The 20,158-nt window shown below is 60.8% G+C and carries 21 protein-coding genes, 1 tRNA gene and 1 pseudogene; 12 read left to right on the forward strand and 11 right to left on the reverse strand.

Annotated elements, in window-relative coordinates:
- Positions 1-118: 118 nt before the first annotated feature.
- The 4 genes from QPK32_RS11340 to gpmA all read right to left on the reverse strand — a co-directional run bounded on the left by QPK32_RS11340 (position 119) and on the right by gpmA (position 4,612).
- On the reverse strand, positions 119-871 hold the full coding sequence (locus tag QPK32_RS11340; protein WP_290412922.1) for a molybdopterin-synthase adenylyltransferase MoeB: 753 nt from the start codon (positions 869-871) through the stop codon (positions 119-121).
- Entirely contained in the window at positions 868-2,394 is a 1,527-nt protein-coding gene (locus QPK32_RS11345; protein ID WP_290412923.1) for a S41 family peptidase, read from the reverse strand. The genes QPK32_RS11340 and QPK32_RS11345 overlap by 4 nt, the downstream gene beginning before the upstream one ends.
- A gap of 28 nt (positions 2,395-2,422) precedes the next feature.
- On the reverse strand, positions 2,423-3,799 hold the full coding sequence (locus QPK32_RS11350; protein ID WP_290413090.1) for a murein hydrolase activator EnvC: 1,377 nt from the start codon (positions 3,797-3,799) through the stop codon (positions 2,423-2,425).
- Positions 3,800-3,865: 66 nt separating this feature from the next.
- The gene (gpmA, locus tag QPK32_RS11355; RefSeq protein WP_290412924.1) at positions 3,866-4,612 is read right to left on the reverse strand and encodes a 2,3-diphosphoglycerate-dependent phosphoglycerate mutase; all 747 of its coding nucleotides are present in this window, start codon (positions 4,610-4,612) and stop codon (positions 3,866-3,868) included.
- Between the two features lie 98 nt (positions 4,613-4,710).
- On the opposite strand from gpmA, the gene QPK32_RS11360 reads away from it, so the two are divergent.
- From QPK32_RS11360 to QPK32_RS11380, 5 genes are all read left to right on the forward strand, one after another.
- Entirely contained in the window at positions 4,711-5,115 is a 405-nt protein-coding gene (locus QPK32_RS11360) for a rhodanese-like domain-containing protein (protein ID WP_290412925.1), read from the forward strand.
- Positions 5,116-5,130: 15 nt separating this feature from the next.
- A complete protein-coding gene (gene grxC, locus QPK32_RS11365) occupies positions 5,131-5,400 on the forward strand; it encodes a glutaredoxin 3 (protein ID WP_290412926.1) in 270 nt (89 codons plus the stop codon).
- Positions 5,401-5,591: 191 nt separating this feature from the next.
- Complete coding sequence (gene secB / locus QPK32_RS11370; RefSeq protein WP_290412927.1) at positions 5,592-6,053, forward strand: protein-export chaperone SecB; 462 nt, start codon at positions 5,592-5,594, stop codon at positions 6,051-6,053.
- A 96-nt stretch (positions 6,054-6,149) separates the two neighbouring features.
- Positions 6,150-6,611, forward strand: a complete 462-nt coding sequence (locus tag QPK32_RS11375; RefSeq protein WP_290412928.1) for an SH3 domain-containing protein — start codon at positions 6,150-6,152, stop codon at positions 6,609-6,611.
- 18 nt (positions 6,612-6,629) lie between these two features.
- Positions 6,630-7,661, forward strand: a complete 1,032-nt coding sequence (locus QPK32_RS11380) for an NAD(P)H-dependent glycerol-3-phosphate dehydrogenase (RefSeq protein ID WP_290412929.1) — start codon at positions 6,630-6,632, stop codon at positions 7,659-7,661.
- Between the two features lie 132 nt (positions 7,662-7,793).
- Here the strand turns inward: QPK32_RS11380 and QPK32_RS11385 are convergent, their stop codons facing one another.
- Genes QPK32_RS11385 through mscL form a run of 4 tightly spaced genes read right to left on the reverse strand, consistent with a single transcriptional unit; the run spans position 7,794 to position 10,457 of the window.
- A complete protein-coding gene (locus QPK32_RS11385) occupies positions 7,794-8,153 on the reverse strand; it encodes a cupin domain-containing protein (protein WP_290412930.1) in 360 nt (119 codons plus the stop codon).
- A gap of 1 nt (position 8,154) precedes the next feature.
- Positions 8,155-8,844 (reverse strand): DUF2461 domain-containing protein, encoded by a 690-nt coding sequence (locus QPK32_RS11390; protein ID WP_290412931.1) that lies wholly within the window; start codon positions 8,842-8,844, stop codon positions 8,155-8,157.
- A 19-nt stretch (positions 8,845-8,863) separates the two neighbouring features.
- Positions 8,864-10,012 (reverse strand): Do family serine endopeptidase, encoded by a 1,149-nt coding sequence (locus QPK32_RS11395; RefSeq protein ID WP_290412932.1) that lies wholly within the window; start codon positions 10,010-10,012, stop codon positions 8,864-8,866.
- A 7-nt stretch (positions 10,013-10,019) separates the two neighbouring features.
- The gene (gene mscL, locus QPK32_RS11400) at positions 10,020-10,457 is read right to left on the reverse strand and encodes a large conductance mechanosensitive channel protein MscL (protein ID WP_290412933.1); all 438 of its coding nucleotides are present in this window, start codon (positions 10,455-10,457) and stop codon (positions 10,020-10,022) included.
- A 270-nt stretch (positions 10,458-10,727) separates the two neighbouring features.
- On the opposite strand from mscL, the gene petA reads away from it, so the two are divergent.
- The 7 genes and pseudogenes from petA to QPK32_RS11435 form a co-directional block, all read left to right on the forward strand.
- Complete coding sequence (petA, locus tag QPK32_RS11405) at positions 10,728-11,342, forward strand: ubiquinol-cytochrome c reductase iron-sulfur subunit (protein ID WP_290412934.1); 615 nt, start codon at positions 10,728-10,730, stop codon at positions 11,340-11,342.
- A gap of 1 nt (position 11,343) precedes the next feature.
- The gene (locus QPK32_RS11410; protein WP_290412935.1) at positions 11,344-12,759 is read left to right on the forward strand and encodes a cytochrome bc complex cytochrome b subunit; all 1,416 of its coding nucleotides are present in this window, start codon (positions 11,344-11,346) and stop codon (positions 12,757-12,759) included.
- Positions 12,760-12,785: 26 nt separating this feature from the next.
- Positions 12,786-13,547: a cytochrome c1 gene (locus QPK32_RS11415; protein ID WP_290412936.1), complete on the forward strand. Its 762-nt coding sequence runs from the start codon at positions 12,786-12,788 to the stop codon at positions 13,545-13,547.
- Between the two features lie 103 nt (positions 13,548-13,650).
- Positions 13,651-14,262: a glutathione S-transferase N-terminal domain-containing protein gene (locus QPK32_RS11420; RefSeq protein ID WP_052234221.1), complete on the forward strand. Its 612-nt coding sequence runs from the start codon at positions 13,651-13,653 to the stop codon at positions 14,260-14,262.
- Between the two features lie 124 nt (positions 14,263-14,386).
- Complete coding sequence (locus QPK32_RS11425; protein WP_290412937.1) at positions 14,387-14,875, forward strand: ClpXP protease specificity-enhancing factor; 489 nt, start codon at positions 14,387-14,389, stop codon at positions 14,873-14,875.
- A gap of 21 nt (positions 14,876-14,896) precedes the next feature.
- Positions 14,897-14,972 (forward strand) — tRNA-Thr (locus QPK32_RS11430).
- Positions 14,973-15,136: 164 nt separating this feature from the next.
- Positions 15,137-15,568 (forward strand): annotated as a pseudogene (locus tag QPK32_RS11435) (phage integrase SAM-like domain-containing protein); the annotation flags it as partial.
- Positions 15,569-15,957: 389 nt separating this feature from the next.
- On the opposite strand, the gene QPK32_RS11440 reads toward QPK32_RS11435, so the two are convergent.
- The 3 genes from QPK32_RS11440 to QPK32_RS11450 all read right to left on the reverse strand — a co-directional run bounded on the left by QPK32_RS11440 (position 15,958) and on the right by QPK32_RS11450 (position 20,132).
- On the reverse strand, positions 15,958-17,628 hold the full coding sequence (locus QPK32_RS11440) for a DNA glycosylase AlkZ-like family protein (RefSeq protein ID WP_290412938.1): 1,671 nt from the start codon (positions 17,626-17,628) through the stop codon (positions 15,958-15,960).
- Positions 17,629-19,112: 1,484 nt separating this feature from the next.
- Positions 19,113-19,379 (reverse strand): hypothetical protein, encoded by a 267-nt coding sequence (locus QPK32_RS11445; RefSeq protein WP_290412939.1) that lies wholly within the window; start codon positions 19,377-19,379, stop codon positions 19,113-19,115.
- Between the two features lie 189 nt (positions 19,380-19,568).
- Positions 19,569-20,132, reverse strand: coding sequence for a hypothetical protein (locus tag QPK32_RS11450; protein WP_290412940.1), 564 nt, complete (start codon positions 20,130-20,132; stop codon positions 19,569-19,571).
- Between the last annotated feature and the right edge of the window lie 26 nt (positions 20,133-20,158).

Here is a 20,158-nt window from a genome sequence, read left to right on the forward strand (position 1 = left end):
AATCGAACTAGTATAAGGCCGAATGGGTAGGCACAGCTACCCGTACGGCTGTCTCCAATTGTAAGACAGCCGGTCCATCAGGATACACACCCGCGCTTAGAGCGTTCTTAATGCCGGCTCAGTGCCGATGAGCGCAGACGGGGCAGACCGGGTTGCGGGCCACGCCGATGTCGGTCCATTCCATCGTACGGCCGTCCAGCATCAGCAGGCGCCCCGCCAGCGAGCGGCCGACCCCGGCCAGCAGCTTGAGCGCCTCGGCCGCCTGCATCGTGCCGATGATGCCGACCATGGGCGCGAACACGCCCATCGTGCTGCAGGCCACGTCCTCGAAGCGGCTGTCGGGGGGAAACAGGCAGGCATAGCAGGGAGAGGCCGGATCGCGCACGTCGAACACGGACAGCTGGCCGTCGAAGCGGATCGCGGCGCCCGACACCAGCGGCACGCCGGCCGCGACGCAGGCCCCGTTGACGGCCTGGCGGGTGGCGAAGTTGTCGCTGCAATCGAGCACGACGTCGGCGCTGCCCACGAGCTCGCCCAGGCGATCGCCTTCCAGGCGTTCGCGCAGGGCCACGACCTCGACCTCCGGATTGATCTGCAACAGCGCCTCGCGGCCGGACGCGACCTTCGGCTGGCCGACGCGCGCCGTCGTGTGCATCACCTGGCGCTGCAGATTCGTCAGGTCGACCTCGTCGTCGTCGACCAGCGTGATGCGGCCCACGCCGCTCGACGCCAGGTACAGCGCGGCCGGCGAGCCGAGGCCGCCGGCGCCGATCACCAGCGCATGGCCGGCCAGGATGCGCTGCTGGCCCTCGATGCCGATGTCGTCGAGCAGGATGTGGCGCGAATAGCGCAGCAATTGTTGGTCGTTCATTTCTTGGGTACGGGCACCACCGCCGGCTTGGCACCGTCCTTCAGTTCGGGTGGCTTGTTTTCCGTGCCCGGCAGCTTGGCCGGCGCCGACTTGTCCTCGGGCTCGCCGGCGGCGTCTGCCTTGGCCAGCTGCACGGGCAGGCCCTTGAAGTGATTGATCGCCTGGGCCAGCTGGAAGTCGTCCTTGCCGCCGAACTCGAGGGGCTTGGCGTGCTTCATGGCGGCGAAGGCGCGCTGCTCTTCTTCCAGCTCGTCGCGGCGCTCCTTGGCGTTGGCGCCGGCCTTGGCGCTGGCCTCGTTGGACAGGTGGTGGTCGAGGTCGGCTTCGCGCACCTGCAGCGCGTTCAGGCCGTCGCCCTCGGCGGTCTCGTCGACCTTCAGGTCGGGCACGATGCCCAGCGCCTGGATCGAGCGGCCCTTGGGCGTGTAGTAGCGTGCCGTGGTCAGCTTGACGGCCGTATCGGCGGTCAGCTGGCGCAGCGTCTGCACGGAACCCTTGCCGAAGGTCTGGCTGCCCATCACGATGGCGCGCTTGTAGTCCTGCAGGGCGCCGGCGACGATTTCCGAGGCCGAGGCCGAGCCCGTGTTGACCAGCACCACCAGCGGCACCTTCTTGAGCGCCGCCGGCAATTGCGCCAGCGGATCGCTGCCCGGCTTGGCATAGAAGTCGCGGCGGCCGTAGAAGATGACGTTCGAGTCCGGCAACTGGCCCTTGGTCGAGACGATCACCTCGTTCTTCGGCAGGAAGGCGGCCGACACGCCGATCGCGCCCGGCAGCAGGCCGCCCGGGTCGTTGCGCAGGTCCAGCACCATGCCCTTGATGTTCGGGTCCTGGGCATACAGTTCGCGGATCTTGGCGGCCATCTCGTCCACCGTCTCTTCCTGGAACTGGCTGATGCGCAGCCAGGCGTAGCCCGGCTCGATCATCTTGCCCTTGACGCTGACCACGCGGATTTCCTGGCGCTCCACCGGCACCACCCAGGGCGCGTCGGCGCCGCGGCGGGCGATGGTCAGCATCACCTTGCTGTGCGGCTCGCCGCGCATGCGCTTGATCGCCTCGTCCAGCGACAGGCCCTTCACGGGCACGTTGTCGATGCGGGTGATCAGGTCGCCGGCCTTGATGCCGGCCTTGTAGGCGGGCGTGTCCTCGATCGGCGAGACGATCTTGACGTAGCCGTCCTCCATCGCCACCTCGACGCCCACGCCGACGAACTTGCCCTGCACCGTTTCCTGCATCTCGGCGAAATCGTTCTGGTCCAGGTAGACGGAATGCGGGTCGAGCGACGCGACCATGCCGGCGATGGCTTCGGACAGCAGTTTCTTGTCGTCGACCTTCTCGACGTAGTCGCTCTTGATGAGGGCGTAGACGTCGGCCAGCTGGCGCAATTCGTCCAGCGGCAGCGGCGCGGCGGCGCTGTTGGCCACGCCGCCCTGCTGCGCAAATGCGGAAAACTGCACCGACGCGGCCACGCCGGCCGCCATGCCCAGGCCGATCAGCCCGAGATTCTTGAGTTTCTTGCGCATATGTTCCTGGAACTTGGAGGATAGGCTCTCAGAAGTTCACCCAGCCCGTCGGGTCGAAGGCCTTGCCGAGATGCCTGAGCTCGAAGTATAGCCCCGATTCCTCGTTGCCGCCGGTGTTGCCGGCATTGGCGATGACGTCGCCCGATTTGACGGAATCCCCCACCCTTTTGATCAGGCTCTGGTTGTTCCCGTAGATCGACAGGTACTCGCCGCCGTGGTTGACGATGATCAGGTTGCCATAGCCGCGCATCCAGCTCGAGAACACGACGCGGCCCGCGGCGATGGCGCGCACGTCGGTGCCTTCCGGTGCCTTGATGAACATGCCGCGCCAGGCCGGGCCGTCGCCGCGCTTGGCGCCGAAGCGCGCCGCCACGCGGCCCGAGATCGGCGCCGGCAGGCGGCCCTTGAGGCTGGCGAAGGCGCCGCTCGGCAGGTCGGTGGCGAGCGCCGTGTCGGCCGCGCGCTGCGGGGTTTCCTTCGGTTCGTCCGCGACCTTCGGCTCGTCCTCCACCGGCGCCGGCGCGGGCAGCGGCTTCATCGGCTTGCCCGTCTTGGCCGCTTCGCGCGCCAGGCGCGCGCGTTCTTCCTGCAGGGCCTTGGCACGAGCCAGCGCCCGCGCCTTCGCCTCGGCGGCGGCCTTGGCGCGGGCGGCGGCCAGTTCCGCGCGGCGCTTGCGCTCGGCCGCGGCGGCGATTTCCTGTTCGCGGATCAGGCGCGCCAGCCGGTCCACCAGGCCCGTCATGCGCTGTTCGTCCTGCTCCAGGCGGCTGGCCTGCTTGCGCTGGTCCGTCAATTTGCTCGACAAATTGGCCAGCAGCGTGGCGCGCTTGGCCTTTTCCTTTTCCAGCAGCGTCTTCTGGTCGCGCTGCTCCTGGGCGATTTCTTCCAGCTCGTCCTTGGCGTTCTGCGTTTCCGCCTGGTTCGCCTCGACGGCGGCCAGGTTGTCGCGCAGGGAATTCAACAGCTTGGCCTGCGCCTGCGACACGTAGGCCATCATCTGGAGGTCGCGGTTGATGCGGTTCGGATTATCGCCCGACAGCAGCAGCTTGATGCGGTCTTCGTTGCCCGCAACATAGTGTTCGCGCAGCAGCCTGGACAGCTGCTGCTTTTGCGCCGCGATGGTATTGGCCAGGCGCTCCTGCTCGGTAGCGAGGTCGCGCAGCTTGGCATTGGTCGAGGATTGCTCGTCGGCGAGTTCGCGCAGCGAGCGGTTGGCGTCCGAGATCGCCTCTTCCGACGCGGCCAGTTCGTCGGCCGCGTCTTCCTTTTCGCTCTCGGTGCGCGAGATGTCCTTCTTGAGCGCGCCGAGCTTTTGCTGGATGGCCGCGCGCGACGCCTCGGCGGCGGCCTTTTCCTTGCTGCGGTTGGTCTGGCGCGGCGCGGCCTGGGCCGTGCCCAGGGCCAATGCGCAGACCAGCAAGCCGCACAGCAGCTTGCTGCCGGCGGCGGTCAGAACGGAGGAACGCAAGACTTACTTCGCCTTCCCTTGGTTGGCGACGGCGGCCATCTTGGCGGCGATCGCTTCCTGGTCGCCCAGGTAGTAGTGGCGGATCGGCTTCAGGTCCGCGTCCAGCTCGTACACCAGCGGGGTGCCGTTGGGGATGTTCAGGCCCACGATGTCGGCGTCGCTGATGTTGTCCAGCATCTTGATCAGCGCGCGCAGGCTGTTGCCGTGGGCCGAGATCAGGATCTTCCGGCCGGCGCGGATGGCCGGGGCGATTTCCTCGTCCCAGGCCGGCATCACGCGGGCGACGGTGTCCTTCAGGCACTCGGTCAGCGGGATCTGTTCCCTGGCCAGGCCGGCATAGCGGGGATCGGCGAACGAGGTGCGCTCGTCGGACGCTTCCAGTGCCGGCGGCGGGGTGTCGTAGCTGCGGCGCCAGACCAGCACCTGCTCGTCGCCGAACTTGGCGGCGGTCTCGGCCTTGTCCAGGCCCTGCAGGGCGCCGTAGTGACGCTCGTTCAGGCGCCAGTCGTTCTTGACGGGCAGCCACATCATGTCCATCTCGTCCATGGCCAGCCACAGCGTGCGGATCGCGCGCTTGAGGACCGAGGTATAGGCCAGGTCGAAGGTGAAGCCGGCGTCGCGCAGCAGCTGGCCGGCCAGTTTCGCTTCGCCGATGCCTTTTTCGGTCAGGTCGACGTCGGTCCAGCCGGTGAAGCGGTTTTCCAGGTTCCAGGTCGACTCGCCATGGCGCATGAATACGATTTTGTACATAAGCGTCTCAGTTCTTTATATCGAAAAAAGTGTGCGGGAAATACCGATCCGACTTCTATTTTATAATGCCGGGATTCAGTTCAACCAACGGAAACTTTGTGAATTTCATCCTCGACCATCTTCTTACCGTTGCCGTTGCCGTCGTTTCGGGCGGCGCCCTGCTCTGGATGTCGCTGGCACCGCGCGGCCGCCAGGCATCGCCGACGCTGGCCACCCAGATGATCAACCGCGGCAAGGGCACCGTCGTGGTCGACGTGCGCAGCACCGACGAGTATGCCGCCGGGCACCTGCGCGACGCGAAACACATTCCGCTGGCAGACTTGGCCAATCGCATCGGGGAGCTGGACAAGTCGAAAACCAAGACGGTGATCGTCGTCGACCAGGCCGGCAATCGCGCCGCCAAGGCCGCGAACCAGTTGAAAGCGGCAGGGTTCGACGATATCTATACGCTGGAAGGCGGCATCGCGGCCTGGACGGCTGCCGGCTTGCCCCTGATCAAATAATTGAAAGGATATGTTATGACAGCCCACGTCGTTCTCTATCACACCGCCAGCTGCCCCTACTGCGTGCGCGCCGAGCGCCTGCTGGAAGCCAAGGGCGTGACCGACATCGAGCGCATCCGCATCGACCTCGATCCGGAACAGCGCGCCATCATGATGCAGCGCACCGGCCGCCGCACCGTGCCGCAGATCTACGTGGGCGAGACCCACGTGGGCGGCTTCGACGACCTGTACGCGCTCGACCAGGCCGGCCGCCTGGACCCGCTGCTGAAGGGCGAAGCAGCCTGACCTTCCCTCCTCGACGAGAGCCCGCCTGGGCTTTCGTGCGGGCTGGCCGTGGAGACCGGCAAGCCCTGCCTGGGCGTGCGGCAACGCTATTGGAATCCACATTGGTTTTGATACAATTGCCGATGCCTTGACAACGAGGCACTCTGGACGACAGGTTCGTCGTTCTTCTTACAATTAAACGAAAGCGTTCCATGGCTGACGAAACCCTGCAACCCGTATTCCAAATCCAGCGTGTCTACCTGAAAGACCTGTCGCTGGAACAACCGAATTCCCCGGCGATCTTCCTGGAACAGGAAGCCCCGACCATCGAGGTCTCGCTGGACGTCGGCGCCGAAGGCATTGCCGATGGCATCTACGAATCGACCGTCACCATCACCGTGACCGCCAAGGTCAAGGACAAAGTCGCTTTCCTGGTCGAAGGCAAGCAGGCTGGCATCTTCGAAGCCCGCAACATCCCGGCCGAGCAGATGGATCCGCTGCTGGGCATCGGCTGCCCGAACATCATCTACCCGTACCTGCGTTCGAACATCGCCGACGTGATCACCCGTGCGGGCTTCCCGCCGGTGCACCTGGCCGAGATCAACTTCGAAGTGTTCTACCAGCAGCGTCGCCAGGCCCTGGCCGAGCAAGCCGGCGGTACCGCAGTCCAGTAATACCCCGTCGAGCGTCCCGCGCCGCCTCGCGAGGCGGGGCCGGACGCCTCTCATGCCTGCCTTTCGGCGCGACACGTTTTCCCAAGGCCTTCCGCCATGCGTTCCATCCGCCGCTTCCGCTTCGCTCATCTCGTTGCCATTGGTGTCATGATGGCGGCGTCGTGCGCAGCCCATGCCTTCGATTTCAAGACGGTGGGCGCGCGCCCCGTGATCCTGTACGATGCGCCGTCGCCCAAGGGCGGCAAGCTGTTCATCGCCCCCTCCGGCATGCCCGTCGAGATCGTGCTCAGCTATGGCGACTGGGTCAAGGTGCGCGACGTGACGGGCGACATGGCCTGGACCGAGGCCAAGGGCCTGTCCGCCAAGCGCAACGTGATCGTGCGCACGGCGAACGCCAGGATGCGTGCGGCGCCGGAAGACAATGCACCGGTCGTGATGACGGCCGACAAGAATGTCCTGCTCGAACTGGTCGATCCGGAAGCTGGCCCCTGGGTGCGCGTACGCCACCGCGACGGGATCACCGGCTACATCAAGTCCAGCGAGGTGTGGGGCATCTGAATCTGAGTCAGGAGACCCATGCTAGAAGTCAAATCCCCCCAACCGATCACCATCCTGGGCGCCGGCGCCTGGGGCACCGCGGTCGCCATCGCCCTCGCCGCACGCCATGACGTGATGCTGTGGGGCCGCAATCCGGAGCAGATGGCCGCCGCCGCGGCCGCCCGCGACAATACCGAATACCTGCCCGGCTTTCCCTTCCCGGACACCCTGCGCGTGACGAGCGACCTGGACGAGGCCGTGGCCCACGTGGGCAATGCCCCTGCCGGCACCACGCCGCTGCTGATCCTGGCCAGCCCGGTGGCCGGCCTGCGTCCCCTGCTCGAACAGTTGAAAGGCCGCGCCATCCCCAATGTCGTGTGGCTGTGCAAGGGCTTCGAATACGGCACCGGCCTGCTGCCGCACCAGGTCGTGCGCGAGGTACTGGGCGATGCCGTACCGGGCGCGGCGCTGTCCGGCCCCTCGTTCGCCCAGGAAGTGGCGCGCGGCCTGCCTTGCGCCCTGACCGTGGCCTCCGGCAGCGAGGCATTGCGCGAGCGCGTCGTGTCGCTGGTGCACGGCAATAACATGCGCGTGTACGCCTGCGACGACCTGGTCGGCGTCGAGGTCGGCGGCGCGGTGAAGAACATCCTGGCCATCGCCACCGGCACCGCGGACGGCCTGGGCCTGGGACTGAATGCGCGCGCGGCCCTGATCACGCGCGGCCTGGCCGAAATCACCCGCCTCGGCACGGCCCTGGGCGCCCAGCCCGGTACCTTCATGGGCCTGACGGGCATGGGCGACCTGATCCTCACCTGCACGGGCGATTTGTCGCGCAACCGCCGCGTGGGCCTGGCGCTGGCGCAGGGCAAGCCGCTCGAGACCATCGTCAAGGAACTGGGCCACGTGGCCGAAGGCGTGCCCTGCGCGAAAGCCGTGCGCGAGCTGGCGGCGAAGATGGGGGTCGACATGCCGATCACCAATGCGGTGGCGGGCGTGCTGTTCGACGGGGATGCGGCGCCGGAGATGGTGGCGCGGCTGATGGAGCGCGATCCGCGCAATGAATTGGCGTAGGGTCAGCCACTAACTTGTCGTCCCCGCGCAGGCGGGGATCCCATTTCCGGGCTACGACCGCAAAAATTGGGTCCCCGCCTGCGCGGGGACGACGGTATGTTGGTGCTTGCCGCGACGCTTGCTTGTGCGTCGTTACTTGTGCGTCGGCCCGCCGCTGTTGTCGCCCGGGTGCAGCAGGATGGTCAGCAGCGCCACCGCATCCTTCTTCGCCCGGATCGCGTGCGGCTCGCCGCCGGCCAGGTACACCATCTCGTTCGGCTGCAGGATCGTGGTGCGGCCATGGGCCTCGAACGCGATCTCGCCTTCCAGGCACAGCAGCGTGATTTCCCCCTCGACCCGGTGCTCGGGCATCGGCTTGTCGACCGGCACCACCAGCCGGATCAATTCCATGTGGTCGGTCTTGATCAGCGCGATCGACGTGAAGTTCGCGATGTCGTCTTCCCCGCGCTGCAGCGCGATCCTTTCTCCCGATACTGCGTGCTGCAAGGCCATCTTAATTCTCCTCAAATGTCTGCGGAACACCCCGCAGCCAGGTCACCAGTGCGGTGGCGTCCTTGAATCCCTGCGCGAGCTGCGGTACCAGCTTGTCCGGTGCGTTGATGTCGAGCCTGGTCTCGATCCAGACGAAATAACTCTTGAGCTTCAGGTAGTCGACCAGCGGGTGCTCCGGGTCGAAGCCTTTCGGCGGACGCTGCAATTTGTCTTCCGGATTCAGGTCGCCGTAGGTCTCGCGCAGATGTTTATTCTTCAACATTTTCGAGAATCCTGTCGCATCGTTGACGACGTGTTCGCGGATCGCCTTCAGGCGTGCCGGCGGCGGCAGGTACTCTCCGGCGCCGAACAGCAGCGTGCCGTCGGCCTCGATGTGAAAGTAATAGGTCGGGCCGCCGCCTTCGCTGGGACGGCGCTTGTTGCCCGGCGCGATACCGGCCGAGAAATGCGTCTTATACGGCGTCTTGTCGTGCGAAAAACGGGTATCGCGCTGGAAGCGGAACATCGCCTTCTTCGGATCGCAGGCCACGACCTGGCGGTCGAACTTGCCGATTTCCTTGATGAGTTCGGTCAGGACTTCCAGGAATTCCGCGCGCAGGATGTCGTAGCGCGGCTTGTTCATGATGAACCAGGGGCGGGTATTGCTTTCCTTGAGTTCGGACAGGAATTGCGTGAGATCGCGCAGGTGCATGGGTCGTTACAGTCAAAAATCAGGGTGTCTGGCGCGGACGGCGGCCGACGGTGACGTCGAGCGTGGTCTCGCGGTTCTTGCGCATGACGGTCATTTTCGCCTTGTCGCCCGGGGGCAGGTCGGCGATCAGGTTCATCATGTCGTTGGTGTTGCCGACCTGCTTGCCCTGGACGGATAGCAGGATGTCGCCGGGCCGCATGCCGGCGCGGTCGGCCGGGCTGCCGCGCACGACGCCGGCGATGATGGCGCCCTTGTCGCGGCCCAGGCCGAAGCTGGCGGCCAGTTCGGGCGTGATGTCCTGCGATTCGATGCCGATCCAGCCGCGCACGACCTGGCCGTGCTTGATGATGGAATCGAGCACGGTCTTGGCCGTCGTGACGGGAATCGCGAAGCCGATGCCGACCGAGCCGCCCGTCTGCGAATAGATCGCGGAATTAATCCCGAGCAGGTTGCCGCGCGTGTCGACCAGCGCGCCACCCGAGTTGCCGAAGTTGATCGCGGCATCGGTCTGGATGAAGTTCTCGAAGTGGTTGATGTGCAGGTTGTTGCGGCCCAGCGCGGAAATGATGCCCAGCGTGACGGTCTGGCCCACGCCGAACGGGTTGCCGATCGCCAGCACCACGTCGCCCACGCGCGCCTGGCCCGGGTCGCCCAGCGCGATCACGGGCAATTTGTTTTCGCGGATGCGGATCACGGCCAGGTCCGTTTCCGGATCGGTGCCGACGATGCTGGCGGCGGCCTTGCGGCCGTCGGCCAGGCCGACCTCGATCTCGTCGGCGCCTTCGACCACGTGGTAGTTGGTCAGGATGTAACCGTCGCCGCTGACGATCACGCCCGAACCCAGGCTGGCCATCTGCTCCTGCGGCGGCGTCTTGTCGCCGAAGAAGCGGCGGAAGAACGGATCCTTCAGCAGCGGATGCGCCTCGCGCAAGGCCTTGCTGGTGAGGATGTTGACGACGGCCGGCATCGCACGGCTCGCGGCGTCGCGGTAGCTGCCCGGCGTCGGCCCGCCCGGCGCCTGCAGCACGGGCACGGAGTGCTGCGGCGTGCCGATGCCGACCTGGGTCGGCGCGCGCTCGAACCAGGCCGGGCGCAGCGCCGCGACCACGACGTAGAGGCCGAGGGCGATCGTGACGGTCTGGGCGAACAGCAGCCAGTAGCGGCGCATGGCGGCGTTATTTCTTCAGGGCGTCGCGGATCTCGCGCAGCAGCAGGATGTCTTCCGGCGGCGCCGGCGGCGGGGCGGCGGCCTTGTCGGTCTCTTCCTGGCGATGCAGCGTGCTGCGCAGGCGGTTCATCAGGCGCACCATCTGGAAGATCACGAAGGCCAGGATCAGGAAGTTCAGCAGGATGGTGAAGAAGTTACCGTAGGCCAGCACGGCGCCGGCCTTCTTCGCCTCGGCCAGCGGCAGGCCGTAGGGCTGGCCGTTCAGCGGCAGGTAATAGCTGGCGAAATCCAGGCCGCCGAACAGCTTGCCGATGGGCGGCATGATCACGTCCTGCACCATCGAGTCGACGATCTTGCCGAAGGCGCCGCCGATGATGACGCCGACCGCCAGATCGACCACGTTGCCCTTCATTGCGAACTTCTTGAACTCTTCCAGCATCGCCATTGCGGCCCTCCTTGCCATTCTTAAAACATTGTCTTGCTCGACATGATCATACAGGAAAGCCGTATCGTCCTACCGCCGGGAATGGCTGCCGCGCGGCGAACGTTTCCAAAGAAATGTAGCGTTGAAAACGCCGGGGCAAGCCGCTGGTTTTTTTCTTTTGTTTGCAAATCTGTTCACATATAATCGACTGTTGCCAATAGGGTTTTTACTAGGCTGCAACATATTGCGTTGCAACATTTCGCAGTTCGCTTTTGACCGAATGGAGTTGGTATGAGTAATGAGAAGCAGGTCGATTCAGGCCGGCGAGGCTTGCTCGTGGCTACATGCGCGGCGGGTGGCGTTGTCGGTGTTTCAACGGCCGGAGTGCTGGTCAGTACGCTACAGCCCTCCGAACGAGCGAAGGCCGCCGGTGCTCCGGTCGAAGTGGACATCTCCGACGTCAAGCCGGGCGAACTGAAGGTCGTCGAATGGCGCGGCAAACCCGTGTGGATATTGCGCCGCACACCCGAGATGCTGGCCAGTCTCAAGAAGAATGATCCCCTGGTCGCCGACCCCAACTCGGACAAGACCTTCCAGCTCGACATGCCGGAATACGCGAAGAACGAATTCCGCGCGCGCGAACAGCACAAGGAAGTGCTCGTCACGGTCGGGATCTGCTCCCACCTGGGCTGCTCGCCCTCTTCCCGCTTCGCCGAGGGCCCCCAGCCCAACCTGCCCGACGACTGGCGCGGCGGTTTCCTCTGCCCCTGCCACGGTTCCACCTTCGACCTGGCCGGCCGCGTGTTCAAGAACAAGCCGGCGCCGACCAACCTCGATGTTCCCCCCTACATGTATCTGTCCGACAGCCGCATCGTGATCGGCAAGGACGAGAAAGGCGAGGCATAGCATGGGCACGGCATTCAAGGAAACCAAGGTGCCGGCCGACGCGCCGGCCAAGGACAAGGCGCTGGCCTGGATCGACGACCGCTTCCCCCTGTCGAAGCTGTGGAACGACCAGTGGGGCAAGTACTACGCACCGAAGAACTTCAATATCTGGTACCTGTTCGGCTCGCTGGCGATGCTGGTGCTGGTGCTGCAGATCGTCACCGGCATCTTCCTGACCATGCACTACAAGCCGGACGCCAACCTGGCCTTCGGCTCGGTCGAATACATCATGAAGGAAGTCCCCTGGGGCTGGCTGGTGCGCTACATGCACTCGACCGGCGCCTCGGCCTTCTTCATCGTCGTCTACCTGCACATGACGCGGGGCCTGCTGTACGGTTCCTACCGCAAGCCGCGCGAGCTGATCTGGCTGTTCGGCTTCGCGATCTTCCTGTGCCTGATGGCCGAGGCCTTCTTCGGCTACCTGCTGCCCTGGGGCCAGATGTCGTACTGGGGCGCCCAGGTGATCGTCAACCTGTTCGGCGCCATTCCCTTCATCGGCAACGACCTGTCGCTGTGGATCCGCGGCGACTACGTGGTGTCGGACGCCACGCTGAACCGCTTCTTCGCCTTCCACGTGATCGCGATCCCGCTGGTGCTGCTGGGCCTGGTCGCGGCGCACCTGATCGCGCTGCACGAAGTCGGCTCGAACAACCCGGACGGCATCGAGGTCAAGGAAAACCTGGGCCCGGACGGCCACGGCGTCGACACGATTCCCTCGCACCCGTACTACACGACCAAGGACTTGTTCGGCGTCTCGATGTTCCTGCTGATCTACAGCGCCGTCGTGTTCTTCGCGCCCGAGATGGGCGGCTACTTCCTGGAATACAACAACTTCCTGCCGGCCGATTCGCTGAAGACCCCGCCGCACATCGCGCCGACCTGGTACTTCACGCCCTTCTATTCCGTGCTGCGCGCGACCACGTCCGACTTCATGTGGGTGGTGATGGCGGGCCTGGCCGCCTACGTCGTGTTCATCTGGCTGCGCTCGCGCCTGTCGCACACGACCAAGATCGCCATCACGGTGCTGGCCGTGATCCTGGAGATCGGCATGCTGCCGCAGGTGCTGGATGCGAAGTTCTGGGGCGTGGTGCTGTTCGGCTCGGCAGTGATCATCCTGGCCCTGCTGCCCTGGCTGGACCACTCGCCGGTGCGCTCGATCCGCTACCGCCCGGGCTGGCACAAGACGGTGTACGGCGTGTTCTTCGTCGCCTTCCTGGTGCTGGGCTACCTCGGCACCCAGCTGCCGACGCCGGCCTACACGCTGCTCGCCCAGGCCTGCACGCTGCTGTACTTTAGCTTTTTCCTCCTGATGCCATGGTGGAGCACGTGGGGCCGCTTCAAGCCGCTGCCCAACCGCGTGACCTTTACCCCGCATTGATCACGGAACCGAGCCAAAGGACCACCATGAACTTTTCGAAGAAATTGCTCGCGGTCTTGGCCTTGCTGCCGGGATTCGTGTTCGCGAATGAGGGCACCGTGCAGCTGGACCGCGCGCCGGCGCGCGGCGACCTCGCCTCGCTGCAGAACGGCGCCAAGCTGTTCATCAACCATTGCCTGAACTGTCATTCCGCATCGTCGATGCGCTACAATCGCCTCCGTGATCTGGGCCTGACCCAGGACCAGATCAAGAACAACCTGCTGTTCTCGGGGGAGAAAGTGGGCGACATGATGACGATCGCGATGCGTCCGGCGGACGCGAAAGCCTGGTTCGGCGCCGTGCCGCCCGACCTGACCGTGATCGCGCGCGCCAAGGCGTCCGGCGGCGGCAGCGGCGCCGACTACCTGTACACCTACCTGCGCACCTTCTACAAGGACGATACCCGCCCCACCGGCTGGAACAACCTGGTGGTGCCGAACGTGGCGATGCCGCACGTGCTGTGGCAGTTGCAGGGCGTGCGTACCGTCAAGATGGTCGAGGAACCGGACCCGCACGAAGCCGGCAAGACCGTGCACCGCTTCGCCGGCTTCGAGCAGGTGACGCCGGGCACCCTGAGTCCGCAGGAATTCGATGCCCAGGTCGCCGACCTGGTGGCGTACATGGACTGGATGGCCGAACCGACGCGCGACCTGCGCAAGCGCCTGGGCGCGATCGTGCTGCTGTTCCTGTCCCTGTTCGCCTTCCTTGCCTGGCGCTTGAATGCTTCTTATTGGAAAGGCGTACAGTGAGCTGATTGCCTGGCTCAGTTGCGCGGTTATAATGGCGGCAACGTCTATTTTCGGGGTGAGCCGCCTGGCTTCACCCCTTTGTTTCTTGAAGGAACTATAAACCATGATGGTTCTCTACTCCGGCACCACGTGCCCGTTCTCCCAGCGCTGCCGCCTGGTCCTGTTCGAAAAGGGCATGGACTTCGAGGTACGCGACGTCGACCTGTTCAACAAGCCGGAAGACATCTCGACGATGAACCCGTACGGCCAAGTGCCGATCCTGGTCGAACGCGAACTGATCCTGTACGAATCGAACATCATCAACGAGTACATCGACGAGCGCTTCCCGCACCCGCAGCTGATGCCGGCCGACCCGCTGATGCGCGCCCGTGCCCGCCTGATGCTGTTCAACTTCGAGAAGGAACTGTTCGTCCACGTGAACACGCTGGAAAACGAGCGCAGCAAGGTCGGCGACAAGAGCCACGACAAGGCACGCGCCGAAATCCGCGACCGCCTGACCACGCTGGCCCCGCTGTTCCTGAAGAACAAGTACATGCTGGGCGACGAATTCTCGATGCTGGACGTGGCCATCGCCCCGCTGCTGTGGCGCCTGGACCATTACGGCATCGAACTGTCGAAGACCGCGGCCCCGCTGATGAAGTACGCCGAGCGCATCTTCTCGCGCCCCGCCTACATTGAAGCGCTGACCCCGTCCGAAAAGGTGATGCGCCGCTAAGCGCGCGCTCCCGGCGGCCGGCTCTCAAAGGCCGCCGCCGGACACTGTTGCAGGCCGTTTTTCGACGTCGACGACGAATCGAAGTACACTGGCTGTAACATCTTGTTTCATTTCGACCCAACACATGGCAGACATCTCTACCAAGCCCTACCTGCTGCGCGCCATCTACGAATGGTGCACGGACAGCGGCTTCACGCCCTACCTGGCCGTCAAGGTCGACGCCGCCACCACGGTTCCGATGGAATACGTGAAGAAAGGCGAAATCATCCTCAACATCAGCTACGGCGCCACGTCCGGGCTGAAGATGGACAACGATGCGATCACCTTCCGCGCCCGCTTCAACGGCGTCTCGCGCGAGCTGTACATCCCCGTGCACAACGTGCTGGCGATCTACGCCAACGAAAACGGCCAGGGCATGGCCTTCGACGTGAGCACGACAGCGGCCGAGCAGCCCGCTCCCGCGCCCGCATCGGCCCCCGAACCGGCGGCCGCACCGGCACCGGGCCTGTCTGCCGTGCCGGGCAAGAATTCGCCGGAAGCGCCGTCGCAACCGGACGGCGACAACGAACCACCCAAAAAAGGTGGACGCCCCACGTTGACCAGGATCAAATGAGGGTATAATTCTGGCCACATTGCCGGCTTAGCTCATCAGGTAGAGCAGTTGATTTGTAATCATCAGGTGGCGGGTTCGAGTCCTGCAGCCGGCACCAAAATTTAGCTTTGAAAGCAGTGCCTTAGGTTTAACCGACCTAAGGCATTTGTCTTTGTGGAACGCGAAAAGTACACTTTCAGTACACTCAGCAGTCACAGAGGCTCATGGCAACCATTGTTCTTACCTTCTTACCCCTTCCGCACCTACAAAGCACTTGTTCGCATGCGAGGCTGGCCGACCACTTCCAAGACTTTCCGACTCAAACGCGACGCCGTCGATTGGGCCCGCAGAACCGAAGATGAGATGGTTCGTGGCGTTTACATCTCGCGGACTGGTTCCGAGCGCATGACGCTTTAGGAAGCGCTGCAGCGGTACTTGGCCGAGGTAACGCCAACCAAGAAGCCAACCACTCAGCGGAGTGAGAACATCACGGCCCAGCACTTGATCGGCTACCTCGGCAAGTACTCGATGGCCGCATTGAGCAGCGAGCTTGCGGCATCTTACCGGGACCATCATCTGGCAGAGGGAAAATCCAACAACACAGTTCGCATCGAACTGGCAATGCTGAGTAACCTCTTCACGATCGCGATTCAGGAATGGGGTTTGGGCCTTACACACAATCCTGTCGCCGCTATCCGCAAGCCAAGCCCAGGATAAGGGCGCGAGTGTCCGTCAGGATGAAGAGGCCGACACGCATCCAAACTAGCTTCGTAAGTCTCTCAGACAAGCTTATTAAACTACAAACTAGTTTCATAGCAGTACAAACTAGCTCTGTCAGACCCAAACTAGCTTTGTAAGACCCCAAAGTAGCTCCATAAGACCCCAAAGTAGCTCCATAAGCCTACTAACTAGCTTCATAAGCCTACTAACTAGTTCTATAAGCCTACAACCTAGCTCCATAAGACTCCCAAACTAGCTCCATAAGGCCCCAAACTAGCTTCATAGGTCCTTCCATCCTCTAAGATCCAACAAGCACGACTACTTAGCTAACTATCTACCAACCGTGCTCTTGCGCTATCTGATCGTTCGCTGAGCAGCTTAGTTCAAGCGGGTCCAGCAGCCTTGCCTAGCACATAGTACGCTGCACGCCGCTCTCCATGTTGGAGCAGCTGATCCGTATCCTTTAGACGTTTTAAGAGGTCCTTGGCTTGATCAGACGTCAGACGGCACAGATCGGCTACTTCACTACGGCGTACTGAACCATGTTGCCTGACATAGCTAAGAACCATTTGCTCATGCTGCAGGTTTGTGAACCCCATTTGCCGCGTATACGCAGCCTTGTCGCCATCAGCACGATAGACTCCGTGAGCCAACGTATATGTACGCCCACGAGCCGTTCCATGTGCTTGGACCAGTCCCGCCTCAACTAACGCTTCCAAAGTACGTTTTGCCTGCGCTGGCTCACGCTGAATATGAAGAGCCAATTCTTCAGTTGAAAGCCGCTTCAAGTCGCGCAACGCTGCTAACGCGATCAGACTATCGATTGGAAGCTCAGCACGTCTGCGATTCTCTTCTTCAATAACTCTTTTTAAGAAAGCCACATCAGCATCAGTCGTCGCTAATTTGAGAACGACATTTGTAGTATCCGTTCTCCTATAATCTGGCTCCGGCCTGCCGAAACGCAGCATCCCTCGATAAATTTTATCGACGCCGCGACCTGAACGTTCCACTATTCCAATTCGCTTCATTGCGTCTGCTAAGGAACGATTACGAGGCCGCGGTTCAGTTGTCAATAAATTTGCAAGCGTCACGCCATCTACGAGACCACCAGGATTACTGACAGTAAGACCGTCATCATCTATTCTGACATGGACCGCACCAAGCCGATGATAGTCACGATGAACTAATGCATTTGCAACCGCTTCGCGGAATGCGCCTAAGTCAACTTTGGGCACTGGCACACGAAATAGACCGACTTGAATCTCACGCTCAGGATTGTATGGACGAAAATTGGTTTCTAGCCAATCTAAAGCCTTAAGCAAAGGAAATCGACGGAACTCGTTAAATGCGACTGCCTCACGCTCTAGTACTTGAAAAGCGAACTCGTGCGTAGGCACAAGTTCACGCAAAGCCAATTCTCGTCCAATCAACAGCAACCCAGTCAACGTTGGTAAGCGATTCCCATCGCTACCACGAACTGTCAGCCCTAAGGCTCCGTCAAGGGCTTCGTCATCTAGCTCTAACAATACGCGATCGCCGCCATATTGCTGAACATTTTGACGTAGTCGTTCACGTTCCAACGGGTCCAAATCGGCTAAAGTCGCACCGGAAACAGATTGAGCAGAAACGTCCATAAGTCCAAAACTAGTGACACGGCTTGCTCTGTCGTGTGGCAACATCGCTACACACTCTGGCTGTCCATCGGCCTTAATCCGACGGCGTACATAAACCCCATTTGTAGTTGCAACCTCACCCTGAGCTTTAGGGACAACTATGCGAGCAACAGTGGCTCCTTGAAGATCAACGGATGAAACTGTTACTGTTAAAGATGGTGACGTGCGTGCAGAAATTATTCCTGATAGCCCAACTAATTGCGAGCGCTCAGCATGAAGCCCAGTCGGCCGTCCGTCGTCCTCTACCCCCAACCATAACTCGCCACCTTCAGCATTGGCTAAACATACTACCGCCTCTACAAGATCACGATCAGATAATCGATTCCTATCACTCTTAAATTCAACTGTGAGAGATTCAGCTGTAGGTAACGAAAAACTCATGAATATACGTTATATATTTCTATTGACAAGCTAGAGAAGCTCTCTAACGCTCTGTTGAGGGCTGATTCAGTTAGGCTATTACCGCGAAGAATTCAAAACATGCATCATTTATGTAGTGTCCTGGACACAACAACGTACCTCAAGCTAACCAATAACCCGCCTTTTAGAGATCGCTCAAGGATCCTTTTCATACTCTGTATTTGAGAATGCATGCATTGGTGCATGTGACTAATGTGGTGCTAAACCAATAGGATTTTTGCGTTTGCAGCCATTATCTGGCAGACCAGCTCTAACTTAAACAGCGAAGCTACTTTCTATTCTGGTAGAGCTCAGATCCGCAGAATTCGCTTTTGCTAATCGATAAAAATCCGTGTGATAAGGACTAAGAGATGGCGCTCGAGGTAACTTTTTAACTCTTAAAGCAATGGAAAGTAGTTGAAAGACCTCAGCCTTCTCATGGATGTACTAACAATCTCCTCTAAAACGCAAGAGGTAGACTATCACAACGCGTCGAAGAGAATGCAAATATGCAAATCTTTACTCTGTGCCAAGTTGAAAACGTCCACCGCACAAACAATTGAGCAAGTTTGATAAAAGATTTTAGAGAGAAGCTCCGTCGCTGGCGGACAGCAGCTATGATGGAGAAGAGTAAAGACAGACTTAGATTAAAGTCAAGAGAAAAGAGTCTGCTTAGGCTAAAGCGCCAGACAAGTAGCTGACACCCAGGCCATGGGCCGTATCTAAGATCGAGGCCATAAAGAACTGCTTACGGAATGATTTTTTCATATTACTCACCTTGTTCCTTTCCTGCGTCATCAAACGCATCGTTCATGTTGTTAAAATACCAAATCTTGCAAACCCCAACTGCAAGCAACACGACTAGAAGCAAGGCCTGGATAAGCATAGAAGGCCACGACGCCCCCCGCTCTAACCCTAACCTAAGCAGACTCGAAGGCAAGAATATCAAAAATGCTACCTCAAGTCAACACTTGATGTCAAGATTGTTAATTTGCAATTCCATCATCCACTAAAGCGTATTGATGCCCTAGAGGTACAACAACGGTACAATCGCCAAGTTGCCTCTGCTTCGTTCAATTACGCTAAGTTACTGATATATAAGTGCTTTCCATTCCCTTTGATTACTGTTAAATTAAATTAATAATCAAAGACATACTGTCTTCTCAGCTAATTTGTAATCATCAGGTGGCGGGTTCGAGTCCTGCAGCCGGCACGAAAAATTAGCCTTGAGAAAAGTGCCTTAGGTTTTGTCGACCTAAGGCATTTGTCTTTGTGGACACTAAAAGTACGCTTTCAGTATATTCAGCAGCCACCGAGCCCCACGGCGACCATCGTTCTTACGATTTCGGCGCCTACACAGCAATCGGCCGCATGCGAGGTTGGCGGACCAGTTCCAAGACTTTCCGACTCAAACGCGACGCCGTCGATCGGGCCGCAGAACCGAAGATGGAAATGGTTCGTGACATCTACATCTCGCGGGCCGGTTCCGACTGCAGGAAGCGCTGCAGCCATACCTGGCCGAAGTAACACCAGCCAAGAAGCCGAACACACAACGCGGTGAAAACACCATGGGCCAGCACTTGATCAGCTACCTCGGCAATTATTCGATGGCGGCACTGCGCAGCGAATTCATCACGTCCTACCGAGACAACCGTCTGGCAGCTAGAAAGTCCAACAATAAGGTTGGCATCGCGCTGGCGATGCTGGGCAATCTCTTCACGATCGCGATCCAAGAATGGAGCTTGGGCCTGACACACAACGTTGTCGCTGCCATCCGTAAGTCGTGCCCTAGACAAGGACGCTATCGTAGGCCTACAGACGTCGAAAAGCGCCAATTGATTGAGGTCATAGAGCCCACAGCAATCCGGTGCTTGCGTAGGCGTTAAAGTCGCAATCGAGACGCGTATGTGACAGTCCAAAATTTAGGGCTGAGGCTCAGCCAGATGGACCTGCATAGAGGTTTCGTAGAGTAAACGTTGGGCGTTGACTGGTGCCGCCACAGTGGGATCCATCGCAGATGGCCAAATCCGGACGGCAAAGTCAGCGATGTCGCGGCTTGCTGCTATCACTCCACGCATATCCTCGATGTTAATCGCGTTATAGGGCAGCCAATCAGTCTTAGGTGCGAAGCTTTGAATCGCATGGAGGTTTTTGATGGTGCGGTGTGCCGTGTATGGCTTATTGTTGTTTTTCTTGTCGATATAGTAGTGGACCACCAAGAAAAGGGTTCGTTGACGATCCTCTCTGCACAATCCATTCAGCAACGCGTATTGACCTGCGAGCAGCTTGGCCATGTTTCCAGAGTCAATCTCGACCAAGATCAGACGACCATCCGGCAGCAAGATAGTCTCGTCAACTGAAGTCGAGACTGGCTCGTGGCCTGGAAAACGGAGGTGGTAACGGCGCTTGCCGTCCAAGGAGGCGCCACCAAATTTTTCAATGAATGTCCGGCGAAAATCCGCCTCATTGTCTCCCGCCATGCCCATGGATCGCTCTATCTTAACTCAAAGAA

The organism is Massilia sp. YIM B02763 (genome assembly GCF_030412015.1).
In the GTDB taxonomy this organism is placed as follows: domain Bacteria; phylum Pseudomonadota; class Gammaproteobacteria; order Burkholderiales; family Burkholderiaceae_D; genus Telluria.